Consider the following 25,767-nt stretch of genomic DNA (forward strand, 5'->3'; position numbering starts at 1 on the left):
GTCACACCCGTTCCCATACCGAACACGGAAGTTAAGCTCTTTAGCGCCGATGGTAGTTGGGGGCTTCCCCCTGTGAGAGTAGGACGTCGCTAGGCACCTGAAAAAGTCGAGGATTTATTCCTCGGCTTTTTTTATTTGCAATTTTTTAGTAAATGTTAATCCACCCAATACTATTATGGTTCCTGCCAATTATCTAGTCGAAGCAAGAGAAATGAAGAATCTGATCATAAAAGCCATAGCTAAGAAATGTGGCATACGTTTCGACGACAGAGCAAAATATTGAGCCAACTAACGAAGATCCAGGACCAGCAGATTAAAGAACGCAACATTTCTTGTGACCAAGCGAAGGCAAGGATTTTCATCGTCCGCAGTATCAGGCGATGAAAAGTAGAGTCGTAGTGACATAAGAAGTAGAGGGATTTTTACTATACCCAAATTTTTAGAGGTAATAATCACAATTCACAAATTGTTCAATGAAAACGTTTAGAATTTGAACAGTTTGTGAAGACCTTCACATTAGGCTTTATTTTTTTAAAAAAAGGAGTAGAATAGGAATCAGTAAGAAGTTGTTATAAAACAGTTTATCAAAAGTATCACATTTTTAGTGGTTGTTATAATACAAAAACGTATATTTGAAGGGAGATTTTACAATGTGGGTTATTACAGTATTTGAGAAAAAGGACGTTCGTATTTTTGAATACACAAATAAAAATGAAGCAACGAAAGCTTTAGGCGGATTTAAGAAAAACGCAATTTTATCTTTCACAAAATAAGCTAACAAAAAACTCGTAACCATGACAAATTTGGTTACGGGTTTTTATTATGTTGAAAAAAATGGTTAAGAGATCTATGTAAACGTTGTGGCTCTTTAAATGAGGGGGATTTCCGTTCCAGGCTACTCGCTTTGTTGTTGCTGTCGCTACGCTTTCGCACAGATAAAACAATTGCTGCCGCTTCGCTTTCGCACAGAGCAAAGCTTCCTGTGGGCGAGCGTCGAGCCGCTTCCTCCGCTAAAGGAACGAAGGCTAAATGCGTCACGTCCTGTGACAATGCCTTCGTGACCAACGTCATGTTGGCCTCAGGGTCTCGCCTGTCTCGTTTTCCCACGGGAGTCGAGTAGCCTTCCACTCCAATCAGCAATAGTGTAGAATTTTTATAAATTTATCCCGCATAACAGTGCGGTAAGAAACCCACATTCCAATGAAGTCCAACACAGGCGTAATGAGGCCACTAAATAATTTTCAATGCCAAAACATAGCATTTACTTGCTCTTTATTTTAAAGCGTATTATAATAAAAATGTAAGTGGGACATAATTTTATGTAGTGGGACGGAATGTAACCCGCAACTATTAAAAAGGGAGTAGATAAATATGTTATCTGTACCTGAGGCACAGCAAAGGCTACTTCCAGAAATGTATCCGCTTCTACAATCGAGATATCGTATTTTGCAAACAGTTCAGCTTATGCAGCCAATTGGGCGTCGAACACTTGCAGATTCACTTAAAATGACCGAACGAGAAATTCGTAAAGAAACAGATATTTTACGTGAGCAAGGGTTATTAGATTCTCAAAAGTCGGGTATGGTATGTACAGACGAAGGTGAAGCAGTTATTGATCAGCTACGAGCACTAATTTATGAATGGTCTGGTCTTACACAGCTCGCTAAATTACTGGAAAACCATTTTGGCTTACAGCATGTAATTGTTGTTCCAGGTGATTACAATGAAGACGATACGATATTAACATTGCTCGGAAAAGAGGCAGCACAAAAATTTATGTCAACAAGTTTTGATGGTGAAATAGTAGCTGTTACTGGTGGAAAGTCCGTTGCATCACTCACGCAATTTTTACATCCAGCTGATACACACAACATCACATTTGTTGCTGCTCGTGGAGGTATTGGACATGAAATGCAAATGCAAGCCAATACACTTGTCTCAACATTTGCCATGCAGATGAATGCACAGTATCGCACGTTGTTTTTACCGGAGCATTTAAGTGAGCAGGCCTATCAAGCAATGTTATCAGAGCCAATGGTAACTGAAATGATGAATTACTATGATCATGCAGATTGTGTCATTCATGGTATTGGCTCGGCAGAGGAAATGGCTGTTCGTCGTAATTCATCGCCTGAAGATTTACGGATACTCGAAGAAAAGGGTGCAGTTAGTGAAGCATTTGGCTATTATTTCAATGCAGAAGGCGAAATTGTACATCGAATTCGAACAATCGGTATTCAGTTTGAGCAAGTTCAAAGAAGTAAGCAAGTCATTGCAGTTGCTGCTGGTAAACAAAAAGTGAAGGCAATGCTATCGTACTTTAAGGTAGCACCAAAGCAAACCATTTTTATAACGGATGAGGTAGCCGCAAAAGCTATCGCGGAAGGTTTACCTTCTTTATAAATGACTATGTAAATCGTATTTCAGCGGGTGCTACAAAACCCTTGAATGAGAATAAAGCCAATTGCGGATATTATAAATGTCCGAGGCAAAAATAAATTATTTAAACAATATTGGAGGAATTGACAATGGCATTAAAATTAGCGATTAACGGATTTGGACGTATTGGACGATTAGTATTTCGTGAAGCTATGAAGCACGATGAAATCGAAGTGGTTGCAGTAAATGACCTAACAGATGCAGGTCAGCTTGCACACTTATTAACTTATGATTCAGTACACGGTATCTACGATGCTGATGTTTATGCAGAAGGCGATTCTTTCGTAGTAAATGGGAAAAAAATTAACGTGTATGCAGAAAAAGATCCTGCTAATTTACCTTGGGGTGATCTAGGTGTTGATGTAGTACTTGAATGTACAGGTAGATTCCGTTCGATGGAAGAAGTAGGAAAACATGTTCAAGCAGGTGCTAAAAAAGCAATCCTTTCGGCTCCAGCGAAGGGCGATATGCCAACGTTTGTAATGGGTGTTAACCATGAAGATTACAACCCTGATACAGATGATGTTATTTCAAACGCTTCTTGTACAACGAACTGTCTAGCGCCAGTTGCCAAAATACTTGATGAAAAATTTGGTATTGCACGTGGTATGATGACGACAATTCACTCATATACAAATGATCAACGTATCCTTGACTTCCCGCACTCTGATCCACGTCGCGCACGTGCTGGTGCAGTGTCAATGATTCCAACAACAACAGGGGCAGCAGTAGCAGTTTCAAAAGTATTACCTCAATTAAAAGGTAAATTAGATGGTTTCTCTATGCGTGTACCAACACCAAACGTTTCATGTGTTGACTTAGTAGTGGAGCTAAAATCAGAAGTAACAAAAGAATCCATTAATGCTGCATTAAAAGAAGCTTCAGAAAAAGAGCTTAAAGGTATTTTAGGATACAACGAACTACCATTAGTGTCAATCGACTACAATGGTAACCATAACTCTTCAACTGTAGATGGTCTTTCTACAATGGTATTAGAAAATAGTATGGTAAAGGTTCTAGCGTGGTATGATAACGAAATTGGTTACTCTACTCGTTTAATGGACTTAGCTTTATATATCGCAGAAAAAGGATTAAACAATAAATAAGTGTCATAATTCGATAACTTAAGTAAAAAGTGTGACATAATACTGCTTTTTGCGCACAAAAAGTATAGCCTTTATAATATCTAACAGATATAATATACAAGGGTAATGGAGTAAGGGAAATTTACCCTTACTCCTTTTTTATACGTAATATAAGATCGACGGCAGGTTATGTAATTGCAAGACATAGAACGTGACTTTTGCTACTATAAAGGCAAGTAAAGGGTACATCTCCTTAAAGTGGGTTGATGTCCATTTCGACTGGGCGACTCCTTGGGGTACATGTTTTAACAAATGCTATCTCTAACTTTTGGTGAAAGAGTATTTCATTAAAGGTTTGGATGATACTAGCTTTGTTATAACTTTATGTGTTGATGGACCAAATAGTTCTAACTAAAACAGATATCGTGAATGATGTGAGGAGCCAAGATGGGTGAATCCAGGAATTTCACGACTAAAACTTTGAAGGGGGTTTCTTCATGTTAAATAAGAAGACGATGAAAGATATTGATGTAAAAGGGAAGCGCGTATTTGTACGTGTTGATTTTAATGTACCGATGGCAGATGGCTCGATTACTGACGAAACACGTATTCGTGCAGCAATCCCTACAATTGAATATTTAGTGGAGCAAGGTGCCAAAGTTATTTTAGCCTCTCACTTAGGACGTCCAAAGGGTGAAGTAAAAGAGGATATGCGCTTAACTGCAGTAGGTGTACGTTTAGCTGAATTAATGGGTAAACCTGTGACAAAATTAAATGAATCGATTGGTCAAGAGGTAGAAGAAGCTGTTGCAAACATGCAAGATGGTGACATTATGCTACTTGAAAATGTACGCTTCCACGCTGGTGAAGAGAAAAACGATGCTGCATTAGCAGAGCAATTTGCAAAATTAGCGGACGTTTATGTGAATGATGCGTTCGGCGCAGCTCACCGAGCACACGCGTCAACTGAAGGAATTGCCAAGCATGTACCGGCAGTATCTGGTTTCCTTATGCAAAAGGAATTAGATGTGTTAGGTAAAGCATTATCTAAGCCGGAGCATCCATTTACAGCCATTATCGGTGGCGCCAAAGTAAAAGATAAAATTGGTGTCATTGAAAGCTTATTAGAAAAAGTGGATCACCTTATTATCGGTGGTGGTTTATCATTCACATTCATCAAAGCGCAAGGCTATGATATCGGTAAATCTTTATTAGAAGAAGATAAAATCGATTTAGCAAAATCCTTTATTGAAAAAGCAAAGGCAAAAGGCGTGCAATTACATATGCCAATCGATGCCGTTGTCGCAAATGAATTTTCAAAAGATGCTGAAACAAAAATTGTCGATGTAGATGCTATTCCAGCAGATTGGATGGGCTTAGATATTGGCCCGAAAACAGCTGCTAAATATGCAGAGGTTATTAAAGATTCTAAATTAATCATTTGGAATGGACCAATGGGTGTTTTTGAAATGGATAAATTTGCGAATGGTACAAAAACTGTAGCTGAAGCTATGGCAACAACAACTGGTTATACAGTAATCGGTGGCGGGGATTCTGCAGCAGCAGTAGAAAAATTTGAAGTTGCTGATAAAATGGAACATATTTCTACAGGTGGCGGTGCATCACTTGAATTAATGGAAGGAAAAGAACTTCCGGGAATTGTGGCATTAAACGATAAGTAAAATGGAATAAAAAATATAGGAGGCAAAAACAATGCGTAAACCAATTATTGCAGGTAACTGGAAAATGTATAAAACATTTGAAGAGGCTATTCAGTTTGTCGATGCGGTACAGGACAAAATTCCTTCAAATGATAAAGTAGACGCTGTTGTTTGTGCACCAGCACTTTACCTACCTACGCTTGTGCAAGTTGCGAGTGAATCTGAGTTAGCTATTGGTGCACAAACGATGCACTATGAAAACGAAGGTGCATTTACTGGAGAAATTAGTCCAGCTCAGTTAGCAAGTGTGGAAGTAGACTATGTTATTTTAGGACATTCTGAACGACGTGAATATTATAACGAAACAGATGAAGCCATCAATAAAAAGGTTGCTGCAGCACTTACACATAATATCGTACCAATTATTTGCTGTGGAGAAACACTTGAGGAACGTGAAGCGGGAACTACTGAGCAAAAGGTTGCTCATCAAATTACAGCTGCACTTGCTGGATTTGGGGCAGAAGAAGTGGAGCATATGGTGATTGCTTACGAACCTATTTGGGCAATTGGTACAGGTAAAACAGCTACAGCAGAAGATGCTAACCAAGTATGCGGTGCAATTCGTGCAGTAATTAAGGAATTATATAATGCTGAAACAGCCGCTGCTATACGCATTCAATATGGTGGTAGCGTAAAACCTGAAAACATTCAGGAATTATTATCAAAAGAGCATATCGATGGGGCTTTAGTTGGCGGTGCAAGTTTACAACCAGATTCATATTTAAAATTATTGGAGGCGGCAGCAAATGCCTAAAAAGCCAGTAGCATTAATTATTTTAGATGGCTTTGCATTTCGTGATGAAACGTTCGGAAATGCAGTAGCTCAGGCAAACAAGCCTAATTTCGATCGTTTTTGGAATGAGTTCCCGCATTCAACATTAACGGCAGCGGGTGAAGCGGTGGGGTTACCCAATGGTCAAATGGGGAACTCTGAAGTTGGACACCTGAATATCGGAGCTGGACGTATTGTCTATCAAAGCTTAACACGCTTAAACAAATCTATTCGTGAAGGAGATTTCTTTACGAATCAAGCATTTTTGGATGCAATGGGACATGTGAAAGCACATCAATCTAAGCTTCATATTATGGGCTTACTGTCAGATGGTGGCGTACATAGTCACTATGAGCATATGTTTGCACTCTTAAAGCTTGCCAAACAACAAGGCTTAGACAAAGTCTTTGTACATGGTTTCTTAGATGGTCGTGATGTTGGACCAAAAACTGCTTTAGACTATATTGAAGAAACTGAAAAACAAATGAAGGAAATTGGCGTAGGTCAATTCGCTTCTATTCATGGTCGCTATTATGCAATGGATCGTGATAAACGATGGGATCGTGTAGCCCTTACGTACAATGCATTAGTAGATGGTGTTGGTCAAACAGCTGATAGTGCAGCAAGTGGTGTAGCTGAATCATATGAGCGTGATGTAACTGATGAGTTTGTTATCCCATTTAGCGTTCAAGAGCAAGGAGAAGCAGTGGCAACGATTGAAGATAATGACGCTGTTATTTTCTTCAATTTCCGACCTGACCGTGCAATTCAACTGTCTAAAGTGTTTACAAATAATGAATTTGATGGCTTTGCTTTATCAGCTAAACAGCCAAAAAATTTAAAATTTGTATCCTTCACACACTACAGTGATGAAGTAAATGCTCAAGTTGCGTATGCAAATGACAACTTGAAAAATACGATAGGTGAAGTGTTAGCTTCTAATGGCAAAACGCAGCTTCGGATTGCAGAAACAGAAAAGTATCCGCATGTTACATTCTTTATGAGTGGTGGTCGTGAGGAGAAATTTGATGGGGAAGAACGTATTTTAATTGCATCTCCAAAGGTTGCAACATACGATTTAAAACCTGAAATGAGTGCCTATGAGGTAACAGAAGCATTGCTTGCAGAGATTGCGGCCGATAAATTTGATGGCATTATTCTTAATTTCGCTAACCCTGATATGGTTGGGCATAGCGGAATGTTAGAGCCAACAATCAAGGCCATTGAAACAGTCGACGAATGTCTTGGTAAAGTAGTAGATGCACTCCTTGCAAAAGGTGGCGCAGCTATTATTACAGCTGACCATGGTAACTCTGATGAAGTACTTACTTTAGAAGGGGATCCAATGACAGCTCATACAACAAATCCTGTTCCAGTAATTGTGACAAAACCAAATTTAATGTTAAGAAATGGTGGCATTTTAGCCGATTTGGCGCCAACCATGTTAGAATTATTAGAGGTGTCACAACCTTCTGAAATGACAGGTCAATCATTAATTGAAAAAGAGGAGAATTAATTATGCCATTTATTACACAAATTTATGCGCGCGAAGTTTTAGACTCACGTGGGAACCCAACAGTAGAAGTTGAAGTATTTACAGAATCAGGCGCTTTTGGACGCTCAATCGTACCATCAGGTGCATCTACAGGTGAATATGAGGCAGTAGAATTACGCGACGGTGACAAATCTCGTTACCTAGGCAAAGGTGTATTAAAAGCAGTTGAAAATGTAAACACAATTATTGCTCAAGAGCTAGAAGGTAACTACTCAGTTCTTGATCAAGTAGTCATCGACAAAGCTTTAATCGAGCTAGATGGCACAGAAAACAAAGGTAAACTAGGTGCCAACGCTATTCTAGGTGTATCAATGGCAGTTGCACATGCTGCGGCAGATTATTTAGATGTACCTCTTTATCAATATCTTGGTGGATTTAACGCAAAACAACTACCAGTACCAATGATGAACATCATTAATGGTGGCGCTCACGCTGATAACAACGTAGACATTCAAGAATTCATGGTAATGCCTGTAGGAGCAGAATCATTCCGTCATGCATTACGTATGGGTGCTGAAATTTTCCACAACTTAAAAGCAGTACTTAAAGCGAAAGGCTATAATACAGCTGTAGGTGATGAAGGTGGTTTTGCACCAAACCTTGGTTCTAACGAAGAAGCAATTACAGTAATTTTAGAAGCAATCGAAAAAGCTGGCTATAAACCAGGTGAAGAAGTGAAACTTGCAATGGACGTTGCTTCATCTGAATTATTCAATAAAGAAGATGGCAAATATCACTTAGAGGGTGAAGGTGTTGTCAAAACTTCTGAAGAAATGGTTGACTGGTACGAGGAATTAACTGCAAAATACCCAATCATCTCAATTGAAGATGGCTTAGACGAAAACGACTGGGCAGGACACAAATTATTAACAGATCGCATTGGCGCTCGCGTACAATTAGTAGGCGACGATCTATTCGTAACAAATACGAAAAAATTAGCGGCTGGTATTGAGCAAGGTGTTGGTAATGCAATCCTTATCAAAGTAAACCAAATCGGTACGTTAACAGAAACATTTGAAGCGATCGAAATGGCAAAACGCGCTGGTTACACAGCAGTTATCTCACACCGTTCTGGTGAATCAGAGGATGCAACAATTGCTGATATCGCAGTTGCTACAAACGCTGGCCAAATTAAAACAGGTGCTCCATCACGTACAGACCGCGTAGCTAAATACAACCAACTTCTTCGCATTGAGGACCAACTTGGTTCAACAGCTGAGTATCTTGGTTTAAATTCATTCTATAACTTAAAATAAGCTATTACTTAGTAGCTTCAGTAATATCGCCTCAAAGGTATTTATATACTTTTGAGGCGATTTTTTTGTTGCTCGGGCGGGTTATTGAGGGGTAGCTTTTAGTTAAGTGCTCAGGTCCCCGAGAGAAATGATCAGGTAGGAAGACAAAGTGATCAGGTCCCCGAAAGAACAGAGGAATGCTATGGAAATGCAATAGTTAGTCCGTTATTATATATTTAATTTATTAGTAAAACATACATTAAAAATAGGGGAAAAGCTTAGAAAATGTAGAATACTATACTGAGAGGAGAGTGGAATGATGAAAATTATTGAAACAGAACGACTTACCCTTCGCTTACAAACAACAGATGATGCAGATTTTATCCTTGAGCTAGTGAATGATCCTTCATGGCTAGAGTTCATTGGTGATCGCGGTGTGAGAACAGTAGAGGATGCGCGTGAATATATAGTGAATGGACCAATTCGCATGTATGAGCAATCTGGCTTTTGTTTTTATCTAGTTGAAAGAAAAGAAGATCAAAGCCCGATAGGAATGTGTGGTTTTGTTAAAAGAGAGTCGCTAGAAGATGTGGATATTGGCTTCGCTTTTCTTCCTAAGTATTGGGGAAAAGGATACGCCTATGAAGCAGCATCAACGACATTAGCATATGGACTAGATACACTAGGACTAAATCGTATTGTAGCTATCACAACTCAAGATAATCATGCTTCAGCCAAGTTACTCGAAAAGATAGGCTTGAAGTTTGAAGGATTAGTTCAACTTTCCAATGATTCTGAAGAACTTAGACTTTTTTCATTTGATAGAAGCTAAAATTATTATGAAAGCAAAGGTGATCATGTGAATATTAGAGAAGCGAATGAATTAGATTACCCAGAATTAAGAATAATTTATCTGGAATCACGTCGTAAAAACTTCCATTGGGCGGTTTTAGAGGAAATGACCTTAGACGATTTTGATAAAGATACAGTAGGAGAGCATATAATTGTAGCGGAAGAGGATAATCATATACTTGGATTTGCTTCATTATACTTGCCAGATAACTTCATTCATAATTTATTTATTAACCCTAATTACTTTGGTAAAGGGATAGGTGGTCATTTACTAAATGCCTCCATTAAAAAAATGAATAAACCATTAAGATTAAAATGTGTATCCGAAAATCATATGGCGTTGAAATTTTATGAGAAGAATGGTTGGAAGAAGGTAAACGAAGAAGGGGAAAAGGAAAAATATTGGGTTATGATATTTGAATAAAAGAACTTAGTTTCTTGACCCCCTAATAGATTCTAAAGTGTCACTATTAGGGGGTTAGTTCAAATCAACCTCCGTATCCTTATTTATGTTGTACTATTTTGTTGAGAGGATCAAAACCTAAACCTTGATAGTATTTATTTTCATGGGAGGGAGTAGGAGCATGAATTTTAATATTAAGGAAGCTATTGAAATTCTGGAGCGTACACCACAAACTTGACCGGATTATCAGATGGGTGTCTACAATGTAATGAAGGGGAAAGAACATGAAATGCTCATGAAATGATAAACCATCTGATTGTGGTTGATTGGAGTGGAGGCTGGACGCCCCCAGGAAAGCGCCCAGCCGGAACGGAAATCAACCCCTCGTTTTGCCGAAGAGACATACTATAATTAATATATGACACCTTTATTTCGTTTTTCGAAAATGAGCTTTATACATTACATTTGCCTTCAAAGATAATCACATAAAAAAAAGAGAGACAGACTAAAGTGATTAACACTTTAGTCTGTCTCTATGTTCGTTAAACGATTTATTGCTCCGCCCAGTATTTGTCTAGCTCTTGATCTAGATATACCCAACCCTTCCATGCGATATGAATCGTATCCATAATGAAATAAGGATCATAGTCATGGCCTGAGAAATCAACATATGGAACACCATTATCAGTCAAGATCTGCCCCATTTTTTCGTAATATTTTTCTCGACGTTCCTCAGGGTATTCCGTGTAGTCATACCAATGACCATTTACTGGAATAGAAACAAATAGTGGCTTTGCACCAGCATCCTTTAAAACATCAATGACTAGCTGTAAATCCTCATATTCAGGTGAAGTTGTATAATCTTCGTTTTTTCGCATGCCTTTAAACTTGTTAATATTAGCGTTTTTAAGGCGTTTATAAAACTTGTTTTCAATCATTAAGTCATTGGATACACGTTTCTCGCCATATTTCTCGGCATTTTGCAATTGTTGCTCAAATGTTTGGTCGACAACTAGTTTGTCATTGTTTTTTAATTTACTGCCTTCTCGAGGGAAGAGCGAGTAATATAAATCTTTTTTCTCTAAAAGAGCCTTTTGGACATGGCCTGCCATCATTGCAAGTCGTCCTATAACTGGTTTTTCCTTACCACCAGATAATTTATATTCATAAATTGTTCTTAGTAGTTCATCGCGATTGACAGTATCGAATTCAAGAAGGCGTTTCATTCCTCGATTTCGAAGGTCTTCGTCAATGTCCTTATTGTATGCTAAATCATAAGCATGCAACATCGAATAGTTAGGAGAAAAATGTAATTCATTCATTCCCTTTTTCGTAAACCATTGAGGAGAAATAATGAAGACAATTTTCTTATCCTTTAAATTCTGTTCCTGTGCAGCAAAGTTTAAAAAGTGTGTAATAGACTGCATTCCACCACGCCCGACCATAAATGTCGTATACGGAGCATTTGTAGCTCGAGCATAATTATAAGGGTGGAAAGGATCAAAACGGTTTAATTCTGAGGAGCCATATAAAGGCATCGTATTAGGCTCCTGCAACATACGTTCCTGGAAATACATCCCTTGGAACACTAACGGAGACATACTAGTCTTTGCCTGTTCTACTTCTTCATCTGAAATCCAAGCTTTAATCCATGAATTTGGGAAGAATACAACAGCAGCAAAAAGTATAAAAGCAACTAATAATGATAGAAAGCCTTTCTTAATCATTGTCTTTCAGCTAATTCCGCTACAATACGATTTGGCGTGTTCCATTCCTCACGGTTAAAATCAGTAATTGGTACTGAGATATTAAAGCGGTTTTCAATTTCCACTAATAAATTAATTGTACCGAATGAATCAAGAAGTCCTTCTTCAAATAAATCGATATCTTGATTTTCTAAAATGATATCGTCCTCGCATAACTCTACTAGCATTTCTAAAACCTGTTGTTTATCCATATTATAAATCTCCTTTATTGTTTAGGCTGTGTTATTCATAAAAGCATGAACAGAGCCGTTTATTAAAATAATGTTCCTGAAAAAATATAGAAACCAAAGCAAATGGCATTAAAAGTGATAAATACACCTATTGCATGAGTCCATTTATTTTTTGGCCAAATCTTGCGCTTTTTATTCCAGCGTTCAAATTTATCGAAGCAGATAATTAGCAAGGCATGGTAGAGTCCATAGACAACAAAGTGCAATTCCAATCCGTGCCAAATACCCATTAAGAAGAACAGTAAAAAGAAGCCGATATAAGAAACTGTATATTTGTTTTTAATCCATTTTTTCTTTGTCATCCACAGCACAAAGCGCATATAGACATAATCCCTGAACCAGAAAGAAAGACTCATATGCCAACGGTTCCAAAAGTCTTTAATATTACGACTCGAGAATGGACGGTTAAAGTTAATGGGCGTTTGAACACCCATAATGCGACTGACACCAACGGCAAAAGCACTATAACCCGCAAAATCGAAAAATAAATAAAAACTATACATATACATATACGCTATTTGCCCTTGAAAAGGTGTCAAATAGTTATACGTTTGATTTGGTAAATAAATAAGTGTGTAATTATATATTAAATAAGCCAAAATAAACTTATATAAAAAGCCTACAAATATATAATTGATCCCGCTTAACAGCAGTTTTTGATAGTCTTGCCCAGACGGCACTGTGTGCATATCTTTATAAAAGCGTCTCCAACGATCAATAGGTCCCGATGATACTGTTGGGAAGAACAGTAAGAAATAGGCAAGCTCAACTACTGAAATTTTATCCTTAATTAAGCCATCTCGTGTTTCTAAAATCATCTGTACTGATTTAAAGGTAATATAGGATACCCCTAAAAATCCAAATAAATTATGAAGACCAAGAATTGGCAGAACCTTCACAAGAACAAGTGGCAAAATAGACAGTACTACAGCAATGACGAATACAGAGGTATTATTCTTCTGTAAGCGATATTTTTGGTAAACGATAATTAAAAATAACTGAAATACTGTAAACAGTATAAGAGAAATGGAGCCGTTAAGGGAGCTACCAAAAATAAGAGCTAACACGACAATCGAAATAACGATATTATAGCCTTTAGCTGATTTCCCTCGTAGTCCTAAAATAATTGTTGGCAGTAACAAAATACCAATGATGATGAAAAAAACTATATTTCCATAAGGCGTCATACTGTTTCCATAACCGCCAATCCTTTACGATCAACTTTGCCGTTTGTATTTAAAGGTAAAGTGTCAATGTATTTGAATGTTTTTGGAATCATATAAGATGGTAAATACTCCGATAACAATGCTTTAAGCTGCTTCGTCATTTTGAAGGCAGAGTCCGTCAATGGCTCTCGAAGAACAATATACGCACTTAATGATACAATCTCATCATTTTTTGAAACAGGAATTATAACACAGCTAGATACAGGTGGAAGATTACCCATTTGTTTTTCAATTTCCTCGATCTCTAAACGATAACCGTGTAGCTTCACCTGAAAATCTTTTCGTCCAGAAAAGAACAGATAGCCATCTTTTTCATAACCAACGTCTCCCGTTTTATAAATACGTTGATCCCCTATTGTAGGAAACGCTTTAAGTGTTAAATCAGGTGCACCAAGATAACCTGCACTTACAGTCGGTCCAGAAATAATAATCTCGCTATCTTCTAACAAGGATAGATTAGGCTCAGATAGAGGGGCGATTGGTAATTGGTCAAACTGCTCTAAAAGCTCCTTTGTTACTTCCACATAAGAGACGGCAACGGTTGTTTCTGTAGGACCGTACAAATTATAAATAGAAGCTTGAGGGAAGCGTTGCATTAATTCCGTAGCTACGGATACTGGTAAAACTTCTCCGCAGAATAAAAATGTATCTAGAGAAGGCATTAACGCCTGATCCCACTCCTTGTTCATTAAACACATCTTCGCGAAGGAAGGTGTGGAAGTCCAAACGCGAACATTAGATGAAGCTAATGACTCAAATAACGCTTTTGGATTAGCAATTTGCTCTTGCTTAATCGCGTAAAGTGTTTGCCCGCTAACTAGTGCAGGATATAAATCCATCACAGATAAATCAAAGGAATAAGGCGCTTGATTTAGAAACACTCCAGATTCCTGTAATGGGAAATGTTCATGCATCCAAGCAACAAAATGTGCTAAATTATCAGCTGTAATTTGAACACCTTTTGGCTTACCAGTAGAACCAGATGTGTAAATAATATAATAAATTTCTTGATCCTTAACCCATGTTGAAGGCTCAGTCGAAATGCTAGTAGTTTGAGCCACTAAATCACTTACTTCTACTACAGGGACATGTAAGTTGGAACTTAACGTTTCAGTTTTTAGTAGCAAGCAAGCCTGAGAAGCTTCTATTATAATCTGTAACCTTTCAGACGGTGTTGAAGAGTCCACAGGTACGTATGGATGACCTGCCTTTACTGCACCTAAAAAGGCAACGATTTGTAAAGGTGACATATGCCCGTAGACGACGATAGGTTGTTGTCTTTCTAAATCAAGAGCCATTAAATATTGTGCTACACAATCAGAAAGATGCCAAAGCTCACCAAACGTTAAAGAATCATTGTCGGTTTGATAGGCAGTTCGATGTGGATGCTGTTGTGCCACTTTTTGAATAGCCTCTAAAATACTTAACATAGTTTATATCTCCTTTTCTTAAAATTCCGTATATATAAATGGTCCTGCGTTCATATCATGGAAGCCATGAATAAGAAACAAGAGCACTAAAATGATGAAATAAAATAACGTAAAGCCTATAAAACGAAAAAGCTCATTATTTTTAATGGATTGCATAAGTCCACCTCCAATTAAAAATGAAAAAGATTATAACTTTGTAAATATACTAAATAAATTGATATTTTTTCAAGTTATTTCTAAATTATTTTTGACATTAAAAATTTTTTAATACTGTTTTGACGGATTGTAGAGAAAAACGTTGCTAAATTTCCGTTTATTCATGAAATCATAAGATAAATTTAAGGTAGAATTAAGGTTTTGAAAAACATGACTATTATAATGGTAAGAAAATAATTTTTGTTTCACCTCAACTTGAATTTTTCTAAACGTTAATCCTTATTTATTATCGCTGTTTTTCTGCTTTATGGGTACTTAAGAAATCCTTAAATTTCGTATAGGGCGTTCGAGACAATTGATCCCGCATTAACGGGCGGTAATACGCCCACCTCAATATTCGGCAAAAGCAAAGAAGTTAAGTGGGAGCAATCAGTGGGGGATGAAGAAAGAAAACCCACTGAATAATGTTTCATTTAATCCTGCTACCCATTTTTACCTCGTTACACTAAGCATAATCAATGAAAGTAAAATAAAAGTAAATTTGATGAAAAATATCGGTATAAAATAAGTTGAGATGCAAAGGGGTAACGAAAAAGGAAGCCGCAAACATATGAAGCAGATAATGAAATCGGAAATCTTTCGAGGACTGTTGCAAAGACAAATTTGAGCAAAAAGAAAAGCAGCGGGGAAGAAGAGAATCCCCACTGATTAAGTTTCACTTTATTTGAGAAGCTTTAAAACTTTTTTGGAAACGTAAAAATCAGTGCCGTTGTAGACATTGATTGTGTCTAACGTATGCGTTTTAGCGGTTGTCTTGTCTTGTTCGTATACTACTATGTTCTTATTAACTGGGATTGTAATGGTTACATCCTTCTTTTGTGCAATAAATTTAGGGTTTTCTTGATCGCTTAAGTCAATTTTAGAAGTGTAGCCTTTTTCTGTGAAAGCCTTTGTTGCTGGTATATATAAATCCTCTGTAAGCTTATTTAAATCGAAGCCCATAAACTTTGCCATCGCATGTGCTAAATCCGTATTTTCGACAAGGCCTGTAATTTTAGATGGTCCGAATGAATATAAGAATACATCCTCACCTGTGTGCCCACCAGTTGTATAACCAATATTGGCGCGAGTTGCAAGCATTTTTACCATTTCTTTGCCCAGATCATTAGTCGATTTTAATGTGGCAAGCTCTTTCTCAGATAGATCATTTAATCCATAAAGTGCAGCGACTTCTACAATATTTGATTTGTCTTCTTTTAATTGGCTTAACGCACCTTCAATAGTCATTTTAGCTTTCTTCAGAGGATCAATATAGGCAGATACAGGTGTGTAGGAATAAGTACTTGTCGTGTTAACATTACCCATTGTAATCCCACTATTACCGTGGTCTGTAACAGCAATGACCATTGTATTACCGTCTTTTTTTGCAAAATCTACGGCTTCTTTGACTGCAGCATCAAACGATAAAATATCGCTAATTATGCCGATCGTGTCATTTGCGTGAGCCGCCCAGTCCACCTTACTGCCTTCTACAAAAAGGAAGAAGCCATCTTCATCCTTTTTAAGCGTATTTATCGCTTTACTTGTCATCTCAGCGAGTGTAGGCTCGGATGCTCTTGTTGTAGCACGATCTAAATCGTAGGCGAGATCACTTGGAGCAAAGCTTCCCCAAATTTTTGACGACTTACTATTGAAGAGCTCATCACGGGTCTTAACAATGTCATAATTCTTTTCTTTTAGGACATCCAATAACTGCTCGCCATCTTTACGAGCAGTTTTAGTAGTACCCGGTGCCAGAGATTCTAAGCCACCGCCTAACACGACATCTATGTTTTGATAAACTTGCTGCTCAGCGATGTCATCGTATTGGCTTCTATTTTTCACATGTGCAGAAAAGCCAGCTGGTGTGGCATGCTGAATTTCCGAAGTAGAAATCAATCCAGTTGCTTTACCCTGTTGCTTAGCCCCTTCTAACACATTAGCTACAGGTCTATAAGCATCTTCTTTGGCAATTGGCTCTAGCCCTGGTGAATTAATAACGGCTGGTAGCACACCCACAAATTTATCATTCGATTTATGACCAGTTGCTAACGCGGTAGCAGCAGGGGCTGAGTCTGTAATGGCTGAATCTGCAGAGTATGTACGCACTGCCCCTGATAAAATTTCATCCATAGCCAAGCTTTCCCCTTTGTACCAGCGAGAAAGTGTAACAGCATTATTACTACTACCATCCATCACGAGCATAATTACATTTGTTGGCTTCTTCACTTGGGCTGCTTGTACTTGCGGCTGAGCGATACTAATCGACGATAAAGCAATAGCACTTGCGAATAACAATGAACTCCATTTTTTTGAGTATTTCATGACTTTCCTCCTCTGGGTTAATTCACAAGTAAGTGTAAAGGAAGGTTGTTAAGCTAGGATGAATTAATTGTTATGAATTGTGGGGGGATTGTTAACTATAGGATTAATATTAAAAGTTAGGTGATTGGAGTGGAGACAGGGCGACTCCTTGGGGATCAGTCACAGAGGATACACTGGAGCGAAGCAAAGCGGCTCATCGGTTGCTCCCAGGAAAGCGCCAAGTCAGAACGGAAATCACTCCCACATTTTGGTGATGAGCGACAAAAGGGGAAAATAGAATCTGCTTACTATCCATTGATGGAAGCTTGCAGATTCTAGAATTCGCTATAAAGTTTGTGAATGTTTTTCACCGTCAATGGTTTCGTAAAATAAAACCCCTTTGTCATCAACGAACAAGTTTAAAACCTCTTCCTCTAATAACACTTCTTCTGAACCATCGTTTATAAATATTTTCGTTAAAAAGCCGGCATTATCATAATCACTGCAATAAATAGCATCTTCAAAAGCCGCCAAGTAGTAGCAGGCTGTTTCTGTAACTTGCCTATTTTGTTTTGCTGCTAAGTCATAGGCGTATACCATATTATCGTTCATGTCATTATAATAAATAACATTTCCAACGGTATCTGCGTACCACATATCATGCATGAAATCGTACGCATTGTTTGTAGCAGCAAAATAGTTTTCATTTGCCCATATATGGTCTTCACTTAGTTTCTCGTCATTCACTAAAAAATATGCATAGGAAATAGCATAAGGTTCAATAGGAGTGATATCATTCCAAGTCGTATCAATATGATACCAATCACCATTAACACTTACTAAGTTCCATGCATGAAGCTGATTATCGCTATAACCATATACATATTTAGCATCAAGACCAGCCGCTAAAAATAAACGATAGGCTAATAGTGCATAAGCTTGACAAACACCAGTTTCATTACTAATTAATTCATAAACCGATTGCCCTTGTGAATCACCTTTATCAGTATAAGTGGCTAGTTGTACGACAAAGTCATTAACGGTTTTAGCACGATGAAAATCATCCATGTCATCTGTAATAAACTTCTTAGCAAATTCCTGAACATAAGCGTCAATTTTCTTTTCCTTCTTCGCATCTGTAATATATGTAAAGTCAAACTCTACTTCGTACCCATTATCTACTTCCCATGCTTCCCAGTTGTATTCTTGAATATAGCCTGTTGTATATGGATTAACAAAATTAAGTATGTTATAAAGATCATTTACTTGTTCTTCAAATGTATCCCAATCTAATTTTCCTCTATACATGACTGTAAAGTTTGGATCAAAAGTTGAAATATGTTTTTCAACTTTTTTTGAAAACTGCAGCATTGCAGGATCTTCCTTGAATAATGTCGTTGAAAAAAGGTCTTCCGCAGAAAACTCAGCTGATGGGGCTTTACTAGCAAGCTCCTTAGGGTCCATAGAGACCTCTTCTTCTGATTCAAGTTCGTCTTGTAATAGTACTTCGACGCCCTTCATAGCAGCTGAGCAAGCGCTAAGCATGCTTAAAATAATAAGTAAAAAAATCAGCAATATACTCTTTTTCATAATTCCTCCCATTATTTTTATATTTTTTGATCATCACTAAAACGTGGGTTGATTTCCGTTCTGACTTTATAAAAATGGATATGTTCCTATTTTTTAGTGAAGGACTCGCTTTTAACTATTATAGGGTAATATGGTAGGAGTGTGGTGTGCTATATTTTGGGAAAACTGACCGATATAGGGCGAATAAGGGCATTTATTAATCTCAGTTTGTCAAGAGAACCTTTTTTTGTTATAATATGATATGTTGTGATGTTCGAAGTTCGGGAGGTGCAGTGAATGCATACAGTAGTATTAGTTTCATTAGTTATCGTTTCAATAGCGTTGATCGTTGCAGTATTACTTCAATCTAGTAAAAGTGCAGGCTTGTCAGGTGCCATCTCGGGTGGAGCTGAACAACTATTCGGAAAGCAAAAAGCACGCGGTATGGATCTAATCCTTCACCGTACAACAATAGTGTTAGCAATATTATTCTTTGTTTTAGCACTTGCTATTACAAAAATCTAATAGTTGAAGATATATCGCCTAACCTTACTGGTTGGGCGTTTTCTTTTATAGTACTAATTATTTGGACGCCAATACATAGTTAGTTCAGTAAAGTGAATACTTGAGCAGAGTAGGGAAATATCCGCGGAAGTGTGGTGAATACCCGCGAAAGCAGGGCGAATACCCGCGGAAGCAAGGTGAATACCCGCAAAAGCAGAGGAAATACCCGCGAAGCAAAGCAATACCCGCGGAAGCAGGGCGAATACCCGCGGAAGCAGGGTAAATACACGCGAAAGCTAAGCAAATCCCCGCGAATCATCAAATCCTCCACGCGTTTTCAGAGGATTCTCCTATAGCAACAGAAGAAACCGACCCCAAAGCTTTTGAGGAAGCTTCGGTATGGCTATAATAGGTATAGTATGTATTTGGATGAAGGAGAGCTCGCAATGAAAAAATCGTTATCACAGCCTTTTTTCTTTCAAGCAGGACCTCGAGCAGTTTTATTATTGCATGGGTTTACGGGAAGCTCGGCGGATGTGCGCATGCTTGGTAGATTTTTAGAGAAAAAAGGGTATACTACATTAGCACCTCATTATAAAGGTCACGGTGTGGAACCTGAGGAACTCATTACAACAGGTCCTGCTGATTGGTGGCAGGATGTCATAGCCGCGTACAAACAGTTACAGGATGCGGGCTATCAGGAAATTGCGGTTGCTGGCTTGTCATTGGGTGGTGTCATGGCTCTAAACGTTGCGCTGAATAACCCAGTGAAAGGGTTAGTGACAATGTGTGCCCCGATGACGATGCGAACAACGGATATTATGTTTGAAGGTGTACTGAAATATGCGAGGGACTACAAAAAGTTCCAAGGTAAAGATGAGGCACAAATCGATGCTGAGGTTGCGTTAATTGCTGAAAAGGGCATGCCATCTCTACAAGAGTTGCGAGAGTTTATTGCTCGGACACGTCAGGAAATTGACATGATTTATGCACCAATTTTTGTCGTGCAAGCGACAAATGATGAGGTAATTGAGACAGAATCTGCCAACATTATATATAATCAAACTGAGTCACTTGAAAAACAGATCAAGTGGTATGAAAACTCAAAACATGTTATTACGTTAGATCAAGAAAAAGATCAGTTACATGAAGATATTTATTGCTTTTTAGAAAGCCTAAATTGGGCACAATAAAACATATAAGGATTTTCTCATGAAGGAGGGAAATTATGAAAGACCAGAAAGATACACTACAAAGTCGTTTACTCGATTTTTTCGGTGGAGAAGAGTATAAACCATTAACAGTTGGCGAAATCGAGGATTTATTTGGCTTTGAGGATGCTGACGAATTTAAAGAATTAGTAAAAACGTTAGTACGTATGGAGGGGCAAGGCTTAGTTGTACGTTCTCGCTCCAATCGTTATGGCCTGCCAGAGCGTATGAATTTACTTCGAGGTAAATTTATCGGACATGCGAAAGGCTTTGGCTTTGTGGCACCTGATGTTGAGGGAATGGACGATGTTTTCATTCCACCACATGAAGTAAATGGTGCGATTAATGGCGATACGGTGTTAATCCGTGTGTTAAAGGAATCATTCGGTGATCGCCGTGAAGGAACTATAACAAAGGTAGTGGAACGTGGGCAAACAAGTTTTGTTGGGACGTTCCAAGCAAATCGAGGCTTCGGCTTTGTTGTGTTAGATGATAAAAAACTACCAATGGACATTTTCATTGCTAAAGGAGATACGTTAGGAGCTGTCGACGGACATAAGGTTGTCGTGGAGATAGCTACTTGGCCAGAGGATTTAAAATCAGCAACAGGCTATATTACGAAAATTTTAGGGCACAAAAATGATCCAGGTGTGGATATTCTATCTATTTTATATAAGCACGACATTCCACCTGAATTCCCAGAAGAAGTGGTTGCTGCTGCGCAACGCGTGCCAGATGAAATTACTGAGGCAGATTTAGAAGGTCGCCGTGATTTACGCCACGAAACGATTGTGACAATCGATGGAGCTGATGCGAAGGATTTGGATGATGCTGTAACCGTAACGAAAAATGTAGACGGTACTTATAAACTTGGCGTACATATTGCAGACGTTAGTTATTATGTAACACAAGGCTCTGTAATAGATATTGAAGCTTATGATCGTGCGACAAGTGTATATTTAACAGACCGCGTTATCCCGATGATTCCGCACCGATTATCGAATGGGATCTGTTCGTTAAATCCACAGGTTGACCGTCTAGTACTATCCTGTGAAATGATTATTGATGCAAATGGTAATGTGGTTTCACATGAAATATTCCAAAGTGTCATTAAAACAACTGAGCGTATGACCTATAAGGACGTTTACAAAATTTTAGAGGAGCAAGACGAAACGCTAATTGCCCGCTACGAGCCACTAGTGCCAATGTTTAAACATATGGCTGAGCTTTCTAACATTTTACGTAATAAACGTCAAATGCGTGGTGCCATTGACTTTGACTTTAAAGAATCTAAAGTGATCGTGGACGAAGATGGCTGGCCAGTAGATATCGAATTACGTGAACGTACAGTAGCTGAGAAATTAATTGAAGATTTCATGCTAGCGGCCAATGAAACAGTAGCAGAGCATTTCCATTGGATGAATGTACCGTTCCTTTACCGTATTCACGAGGATCCAAAGCCAGAAAAGCTGCAACGCTTCTTTGAATTTGTCACGAACTTCGGTATTTTAATCAAAGGTACAGGAAACACAGTACATCCGAAAGCTTTACAAGATGTATTAAAAGCCATCGAAGGCATGCCAGAGGAGCCCGTTATTTCAACGATGCTTTTACGCTCAATGCAACAGGCAAAATATTATCCTGAAAGCTTAGGCCACTTTGGTTTATCAACTGATTTCTATACACACTTTACGTCACCAATTCGACGTTATCCGGACTTAATCGTCCATCGTTTAATTCGAACGTATTTAATTAATAAAGATACATCAAGAGAAACAGTTGCACAGTGGAGTATGGCGATGGATGAAATTGCGGATCATACGTCAGAACGCGAACGCCGTGCAGTTGATGCGGAACGTGATACAGACGCACTGAAAAAAGCACAATATATGTCCGATAAAATTGGTGAAGAGTTTGAAGGAATCGTTTCGTCGATTACAAACTTCGGGATTTTCATAGAGCTTCCGAACACCATTGAAGGACTTGTCCATATTAGCAATATGACAGATGACTACTATCGTTTTGACGACCGTCAAATGATTATGATCGGTGAGCGTACAAATCGTCAATTCCGTATTGGTGATGAAGTTACAGTCCGTGTAGCAAATGTTATTATTGAGGAGTCATCCGTTGACTTTGAAATCGTCGGAATGGTAACGTCTTATGGACGAACACGAAAAGCAGCACCTACTGTCATTCACGCACGTAAAAATTATAGCGACAACAAAGGTGGTCGTAATGGCCGCAAAGGTGGTCGCGAAGAAGAAAGAGGCGGACGTGGTAGCCGTAGTGGTCGCAACGAAGAAGAAAGAGGCCGAAGTGGCAGCCGCAGTGGTCGCAACGAAGAAGAAAGAGGCCGAAGTGGCAATCGCAGTGGTCGCAATGAAGAAGGACGTGGCGGACAAGGAGAACGACGTGAAAACGACCGTGATCCACGAGGACGCCGCAAAGAAGGCTCAAACTCAAGCCCAGGCCCTAAAAAAGGCGTGAAGCAAAAGCAAAAGTTTTACGAGGGCGTAGCCAAGAAAAACAAAAAGAAAAAATCAAAACGTAAATAAAGTAAAAGTATAGGTGAAGGCACCAATTAGCGCTTTAAAGCAATTTGAAGCGGGGTGCTTTCACTTTATCAATAAGAGCGGTTAACCCTGCTCTACCTTTAAGTAGAGGTGAATAATATGGCAAAAGGTACTGGGAAAGTATTAGCACAAAACAAAAAAGCCGGGCACGACTACTTCATTGAAGAGACAATTGAAGCGGGCATGGTGCTTACAGGCACAGAAATTAAATCCATCCGTGCAGGAAGGGTTCAACTAAAAGAATCTTATGTACAAATCCGCAGCGGTGAAGCTTGGATCAACAATATGCATGTCAGCTCATTCGAACAAGGCAACCGTTTTAACCATGACCCACTGCGCGCCCGCAAATTACTGCTTCATAAAAAGCAAATCGGCGAGCTAGTAGGTGCCGTAAAACGTGACGGCTACACAATTGTTCCGTTAAAAATGTACATTAAAGATGGCTATGCCAAACTATTAATAGGCGTCGGCAAAGGTAAAAAAGATTACGACAAACGTAACGACATGCGTAAAAAAGAAGCGAAACGCGATATGGAACGCGCCTTCAAATCTAAAAATCAATAGTCATAGATTGTTAGAAAGCTCACTATATTTAGATGGTGAGCTTTTTTATATTTGGATGGATAGGATGCTAAGGGCGAGTTCTAAAGGACTGTGACTTTATAAGGAACTTACCGCAGATGATAAAATAAGAAAATCATTGTGAGCTAGCCAATTTTTTCTACTATGCGGGACACTTGAACTATAGATAGATTTGCTTTATAATAAGTATTACTGAATGCCAGATTACATGGAAGCGTACTTTTAGCTCCCACCGTACTAGAAGAAATTCTAGCTCCTTTGCTTGAACGAAGCTTAAGTGCTTCGATTCATATTCAAGGGGACGTTACGGATTCGACAGGGATGGTTCAAGCTTTAGTCGCGCGTCGGAGGTCTCGGCTCCGTCATCAACGGAAGTTATATAATAACTGGCAAACAACAAAACTTAGCTTTCGCAGCGTAAGCTCGTAAGCGCTCTGCCTCTCTATCGCCCATGTAGAGAACGTGGGGCCCAACTTTAGTGGGATACGGTCGATGGTGCCACCTGAGTCACCGACAAGAGATTTCCAGGTTAGCGTACAGGACGCCTGTTTGTCGGCATAATGTTACGTGAATCGTAAATAGGCAAACTACACGCGTAGAAGCTGAAGTATTGGAGTTTCTGGACGCGGGTTCGACTCCCGCCGTCTCCATACATAGTATTTAGCAGTAGAAATGCTGTTAAATCAACGTTTATAAGAGTTAGGGTAACTTGATGAAGGTGTTAAACTTTCAAAAAGACTCCCTAACTTTTTTCGTTTTTAAGGGTACATTTAATTGAATACTTACGTTTATAAACCTTCTAATTCACACGATGAATAGGGGGTTTTTTGTTTGGATAAAAGCAGAAAGCATGGTGTGTTTTCGATGGAAAATGCACGTCATGTTAATCCTAAAGATAGTAATAACCATTGGATACCGATTGATTACGCATTAGAACTTGTATTTAAGCAAATGAATATTGCTGGCAATAGACCACGTACCATTGATAGCTATGACTATATTTTTAGGGGATTTTGTGAAGTAAATAAAATTCATTATGTAGAGGAAATTACGCTTGATACAATTTATAGTTACTTAGAAGGTCTAGATGTTTCACAGCAAACAAAGAAAATACGTTTAAAGACCATTAAAGCAATTTTAGGGAAGTTTTATTTCAATGATTGGATGAAAGATAAGTTTTGGCTAAAGATTCAAATTAAGGTTGATACAGAAGTGAAAGAAGCAGCTAAAGAAGGCGATATTCTCAAACTGGTTCACTTCATAGATAAATCGACATTTATCGGATATAGAGATGTTACCGCTATTTTGCTAATGTATCGTTCTGGGATACGTATTCACACACTTTGTGAATTAAAAGAACGGCATATTGACTTTGAACACCAGTGTCTAAATTTAGATGGTTCAACATTAAAAAATCACAAGCTTTTAAAGCTACCATTAGATGATGAACTAACAGAAATGTTGCAACTGCTAATAAAGCAAAATAAAAAGATACGTCAGCATTACAAGATAAACAATCAAAGCGTATTCATCACGCAGAATGGTTTATCAATGAGTACATCTAAATCATCGAACTGTGTGATTTCTAAATAGCTTAATAAGTATTCAAAGCGTTTCGGTTTAGAAAATATTAACCCACATGCGATTAGAAGGGGATATGCGAAAAATCTATTGAATAAAGGGGCTAGTGTGCCTTTAATCAGTAAGGCATTAGGTCATTCTGATTTAGCAGTAACAACGTAATATTTAGACCTCAATGTGGAGGAAGTGGCACGTAGCTTAAAGGATTATTTATAGACAAATAAAAAAGAGAGTGCTGGAAACACCCTCTTAACAGAAATGCACTATATGTTTGGCGACATAGTAGTGCTAACCCATAAAATTACATTGCCTTCATTTTACTTCAAAAAAAGCTAAAGTGCAAAGGTCTACTTTCTTATTGTCTTTTTTAGGAAAAACTCTTTCGAGGTTGCCCACTAACTCGAATCAAAACAAAACTGGAAAGGTTATGACTTAGCCGACGCATTAACTAAGTCTAGGATACAATAACGCACTTCCTTGTTAGTGCTAGTGTCTGAATGGTGTTAGCTACCATAAAGGCTAGGAGTGGAA

Annotated in this window: 21 protein-coding genes, 1 rRNA gene, 1 other RNA gene and 1 pseudogene; 16 read left to right on the forward strand and 8 right to left on the reverse strand. The window is 38.4% G+C overall.

Annotated features, from left to right (window positions below):
* Together rrf and ACQKMI_RS19575 are read left to right on the forward strand one after the other, a co-directional pair.
* Positions 1-95: ribosomal RNA gene (gene rrf / locus ACQKMI_RS19570) — 5S ribosomal RNA — on the forward strand; the annotation flags it as partial.
* A gap of 555 nt (positions 96-650) precedes the next feature.
* Positions 651-773 carry a hypothetical protein gene (locus tag ACQKMI_RS19575; RefSeq protein ID WP_263297453.1) on the forward strand — a complete coding sequence of 41 codons (123 nt, stop codon included), beginning with the start codon at positions 651-653 and terminating at the stop codon, positions 771-773.
* Positions 774-807: 34 nt separating this feature from the next.
* Here the strand turns inward: ACQKMI_RS19575 and ACQKMI_RS19580 are convergent, their stop codons facing one another.
* Positions 808-1,071, reverse strand: coding sequence for a hypothetical protein (locus ACQKMI_RS19580; protein WP_427491627.1), 264 nt, complete (start codon positions 1,069-1,071; stop codon positions 808-810).
* Between the two features lie 300 nt (positions 1,072-1,371).
* Here ACQKMI_RS19580 and ACQKMI_RS19585 point away from each other — a divergent pair, with 300 nt between their 5' ends.
* The 8 genes from ACQKMI_RS19585 (at position 1,372) to ACQKMI_RS19620 (ending at position 10,083) form a co-directional block, all read left to right on the forward strand.
* Entirely contained in the window at positions 1,372-2,403 is a 1,032-nt protein-coding gene (locus ACQKMI_RS19585; RefSeq protein ID WP_427491629.1) for a sugar-binding transcriptional regulator, read from the forward strand.
* Positions 2,404-2,528: 125 nt separating this feature from the next.
* Entirely contained in the window at positions 2,529-3,545 is a 1,017-nt protein-coding gene (gene gap / locus ACQKMI_RS19590) for a type I glyceraldehyde-3-phosphate dehydrogenase (RefSeq protein WP_323648341.1), read from the forward strand.
* 476 nt (positions 3,546-4,021) lie between these two features.
* A complete protein-coding gene (locus ACQKMI_RS19595; protein ID WP_427491631.1) occupies positions 4,022-5,206 on the forward strand; it encodes a phosphoglycerate kinase in 1,185 nt (394 codons plus the stop codon).
* A 31-nt stretch (positions 5,207-5,237) separates the two neighbouring features.
* Entirely contained in the window at positions 5,238-5,999 is a 762-nt protein-coding gene (gene tpiA, locus ACQKMI_RS19600) for a triose-phosphate isomerase (RefSeq protein WP_427491633.1), read from the forward strand.
* Complete coding sequence (gene gpmI, locus ACQKMI_RS19605) at positions 5,992-7,533, forward strand: 2,3-bisphosphoglycerate-independent phosphoglycerate mutase (RefSeq protein ID WP_427491635.1); 1,542 nt, start codon at positions 5,992-5,994, stop codon at positions 7,531-7,533. The genes tpiA and gpmI overlap by 8 nt, the downstream gene beginning before the upstream one ends.
* Positions 7,534-7,535: 2 nt before the next feature.
* Positions 7,536-8,828 carry a phosphopyruvate hydratase gene (eno, locus tag ACQKMI_RS19610; RefSeq protein ID WP_197143197.1) on the forward strand — a complete coding sequence of 431 codons (1,293 nt, stop codon included), beginning with the start codon at positions 7,536-7,538 and terminating at the stop codon, positions 8,826-8,828.
* A gap of 298 nt (positions 8,829-9,126) precedes the next feature.
* A complete protein-coding gene (locus tag ACQKMI_RS19615; RefSeq protein ID WP_427491637.1) occupies positions 9,127-9,639 on the forward strand; it encodes a GNAT family N-acetyltransferase in 513 nt (170 codons plus the stop codon).
* Positions 9,640-9,666: 27 nt separating this feature from the next.
* A complete protein-coding gene (locus tag ACQKMI_RS19620) occupies positions 9,667-10,083 on the forward strand; it encodes an N-acetyltransferase family protein (protein ID WP_427491639.1) in 417 nt (138 codons plus the stop codon).
* 530 nt (positions 10,084-10,613) lie between these two features.
* Here ACQKMI_RS19620 and dltD read toward each other — a convergent pair.
* The 7 genes from dltD to ACQKMI_RS19655 all read right to left on the reverse strand — a co-directional run bounded on the left by dltD (position 10,614) and on the right by ACQKMI_RS19655 (position 18,803).
* A complete protein-coding gene (gene dltD / locus ACQKMI_RS19625; protein ID WP_427491641.1) occupies positions 10,614-11,789 on the reverse strand; it encodes a D-alanyl-lipoteichoic acid biosynthesis protein DltD in 1,176 nt (391 codons plus the stop codon).
* On the reverse strand, positions 11,786-12,019 hold the full coding sequence (gene dltC, locus ACQKMI_RS19630) for a D-alanine--poly(phosphoribitol) ligase subunit 2 (protein ID WP_323648322.1): 234 nt from the start codon (positions 12,017-12,019) through the stop codon (positions 11,786-11,788). The genes dltD and dltC overlap by 4 nt, the downstream gene beginning before the upstream one ends.
* Before the next feature lie 62 nt (positions 12,020-12,081).
* The gene (gene dltB / locus ACQKMI_RS19635) at positions 12,082-13,245 is read right to left on the reverse strand and encodes a D-alanyl-lipoteichoic acid biosynthesis protein DltB (RefSeq protein WP_323648321.1); all 1,164 of its coding nucleotides are present in this window, start codon (positions 13,243-13,245) and stop codon (positions 12,082-12,084) included.
* Entirely contained in the window at positions 13,242-14,714 is a 1,473-nt protein-coding gene (gene dltA, locus ACQKMI_RS19640; RefSeq protein WP_427491644.1) for a D-alanine--poly(phosphoribitol) ligase subunit DltA, read from the reverse strand. The genes dltB and dltA overlap by 4 nt, the downstream gene beginning before the upstream one ends.
* A gap of 18 nt (positions 14,715-14,732) precedes the next feature.
* Positions 14,733-14,870 (reverse strand): teichoic acid D-Ala incorporation-associated protein DltX, encoded by a 138-nt coding sequence (locus tag ACQKMI_RS19645; protein WP_285397286.1) that lies wholly within the window; start codon positions 14,868-14,870, stop codon positions 14,733-14,735.
* A 720-nt stretch (positions 14,871-15,590) separates the two neighbouring features.
* Complete coding sequence (locus ACQKMI_RS19650; RefSeq protein ID WP_427491646.1) at positions 15,591-17,234, reverse strand: alkaline phosphatase; 1,644 nt, start codon at positions 17,232-17,234, stop codon at positions 15,591-15,593.
* A 324-nt stretch (positions 17,235-17,558) separates the two neighbouring features.
* Positions 17,559-18,803: a transglutaminase domain-containing protein gene (locus tag ACQKMI_RS19655; RefSeq protein ID WP_427491648.1), complete on the reverse strand. Its 1,245-nt coding sequence runs from the start codon at positions 18,801-18,803 to the stop codon at positions 17,559-17,561.
* Positions 18,804-19,079: 276 nt separating this feature from the next.
* Between ACQKMI_RS19655 and secG the strand changes: the two genes are divergently transcribed.
* From secG to ACQKMI_RS19685, 6 genes and pseudogenes are all read left to right on the forward strand, one after another.
* Positions 19,080-19,307 (forward strand): preprotein translocase subunit SecG, encoded by a 228-nt coding sequence (gene secG / locus ACQKMI_RS19660; RefSeq protein WP_323648313.1) that lies wholly within the window; start codon positions 19,080-19,082, stop codon positions 19,305-19,307.
* A 425-nt stretch (positions 19,308-19,732) separates the two neighbouring features.
* Entirely contained in the window at positions 19,733-20,479 is a 747-nt protein-coding gene (locus tag ACQKMI_RS19665; RefSeq protein ID WP_427491650.1) for an alpha/beta hydrolase, read from the forward strand.
* Between the two features lie 35 nt (positions 20,480-20,514).
* Positions 20,515-23,055 carry a ribonuclease R gene (gene rnr, locus ACQKMI_RS19670; RefSeq protein WP_427491652.1) on the forward strand — a complete coding sequence of 847 codons (2,541 nt, stop codon included), beginning with the start codon at positions 20,515-20,517 and terminating at the stop codon, positions 23,053-23,055.
* Positions 23,056-23,172: 117 nt separating this feature from the next.
* A complete protein-coding gene (smpB, locus tag ACQKMI_RS19675; RefSeq protein ID WP_079561397.1) occupies positions 23,173-23,637 on the forward strand; it encodes an SsrA-binding protein SmpB in 465 nt (154 codons plus the stop codon).
* Between the two features lie 315 nt (positions 23,638-23,952).
* Positions 23,953-24,308: a transfer-messenger RNA gene (gene ssrA / locus ACQKMI_RS19680) on the forward strand.
* Between the two features lie 298 nt (positions 24,309-24,606).
* A pseudogene (locus ACQKMI_RS19685) lies at positions 24,607-25,398 on the forward strand (tyrosine-type recombinase/integrase).
* Positions 25,399-25,767 lie beyond the last annotated feature (369 nt).

It is taken from the genome of Lysinibacillus sp. NPDC097214 (genome assembly GCF_050277945.1).
In the GTDB taxonomy this organism is placed as follows: Bacteria; Bacillota; Bacilli; order Bacillales_A; family Planococcaceae; genus Lysinibacillus; species Lysinibacillus xylanilyticus_B.

Coding starts and splice junctions, on each gene's coding strand:
- ACQKMI_RS19575 (WP_263297453.1), top strand. CDS start 651: ATGTGGGTTATTACAGTATTTGAGAAAAAGGACGTTCGTATTTTTGAA.
- ACQKMI_RS19580 (WP_427491627.1), bottom strand. CDS start 1,071: ATGACGTTGGTCACGAAGGCATTGTCACAGGACGTGACGCATTTAGCC.
- ACQKMI_RS19585 (WP_427491629.1), top strand. CDS start 1,372: ATGTTATCTGTACCTGAGGCACAGCAAAGGCTACTTCCAGAAATGTAT.
- gap (WP_323648341.1), top strand. CDS start 2,529: ATGGCATTAAAATTAGCGATTAACGGATTTGGACGTATTGGACGATTA.
- ACQKMI_RS19595 (WP_427491631.1), top strand. CDS start 4,022: ATGTTAAATAAGAAGACGATGAAAGATATTGATGTAAAAGGGAAGCGC.
- tpiA (WP_427491633.1), top strand. CDS start 5,238: ATGCGTAAACCAATTATTGCAGGTAACTGGAAAATGTATAAAACATTT.
- gpmI (WP_427491635.1), top strand. CDS start 5,992: ATGCCTAAAAAGCCAGTAGCATTAATTATTTTAGATGGCTTTGCATTT.
- eno (WP_197143197.1), top strand. CDS start 7,536: ATGCCATTTATTACACAAATTTATGCGCGCGAAGTTTTAGACTCACGT.
- ACQKMI_RS19615 (WP_427491637.1), top strand. CDS start 9,127: ATGAAAATTATTGAAACAGAACGACTTACCCTTCGCTTACAAACAACA.
- dltD (WP_427491641.1), bottom strand. CDS start 11,789: ATGATTAAGAAAGGCTTTCTATCATTATTAGTTGCTTTTATACTTTTT.
- dltC (WP_323648322.1), bottom strand. CDS start 12,019: ATGGATAAACAACAGGTTTTAGAAATGCTAGTAGAGTTATGCGAGGAC.
- dltB (WP_323648321.1), bottom strand. CDS start 13,245: ATGACGCCTTATGGAAATATAGTTTTTTTCATCATCATTGGTATTTTG.
- dltA (WP_427491644.1), bottom strand. CDS start 14,714: ATGTTAAGTATTTTAGAGGCTATTCAAAAAGTGGCACAACAGCATCCA.
- ACQKMI_RS19645 (WP_285397286.1), bottom strand. CDS start 14,870: ATGCAATCCATTAAAAATAATGAGCTTTTTCGTTTTATAGGCTTTACG.
- ACQKMI_RS19650 (WP_427491646.1), bottom strand. CDS start 17,234: ATGAAATACTCAAAAAAATGGAGTTCATTGTTATTCGCAAGTGCTATT.
- ACQKMI_RS19655 (WP_427491648.1), bottom strand. CDS start 18,803: ATGAAAAAGAGTATATTGCTGATTTTTTTACTTATTATTTTAAGCATG.
- secG (WP_323648313.1), top strand. CDS start 19,080: ATGCATACAGTAGTATTAGTTTCATTAGTTATCGTTTCAATAGCGTTG.
- ACQKMI_RS19665 (WP_427491650.1), top strand. CDS start 19,733: ATGAAAAAATCGTTATCACAGCCTTTTTTCTTTCAAGCAGGACCTCGA.
- rnr (WP_427491652.1), top strand. CDS start 20,515: ATGAAAGACCAGAAAGATACACTACAAAGTCGTTTACTCGATTTTTTC.
- smpB (WP_079561397.1), top strand. CDS start 23,173: ATGGCAAAAGGTACTGGGAAAGTATTAGCACAAAACAAAAAAGCCGGG.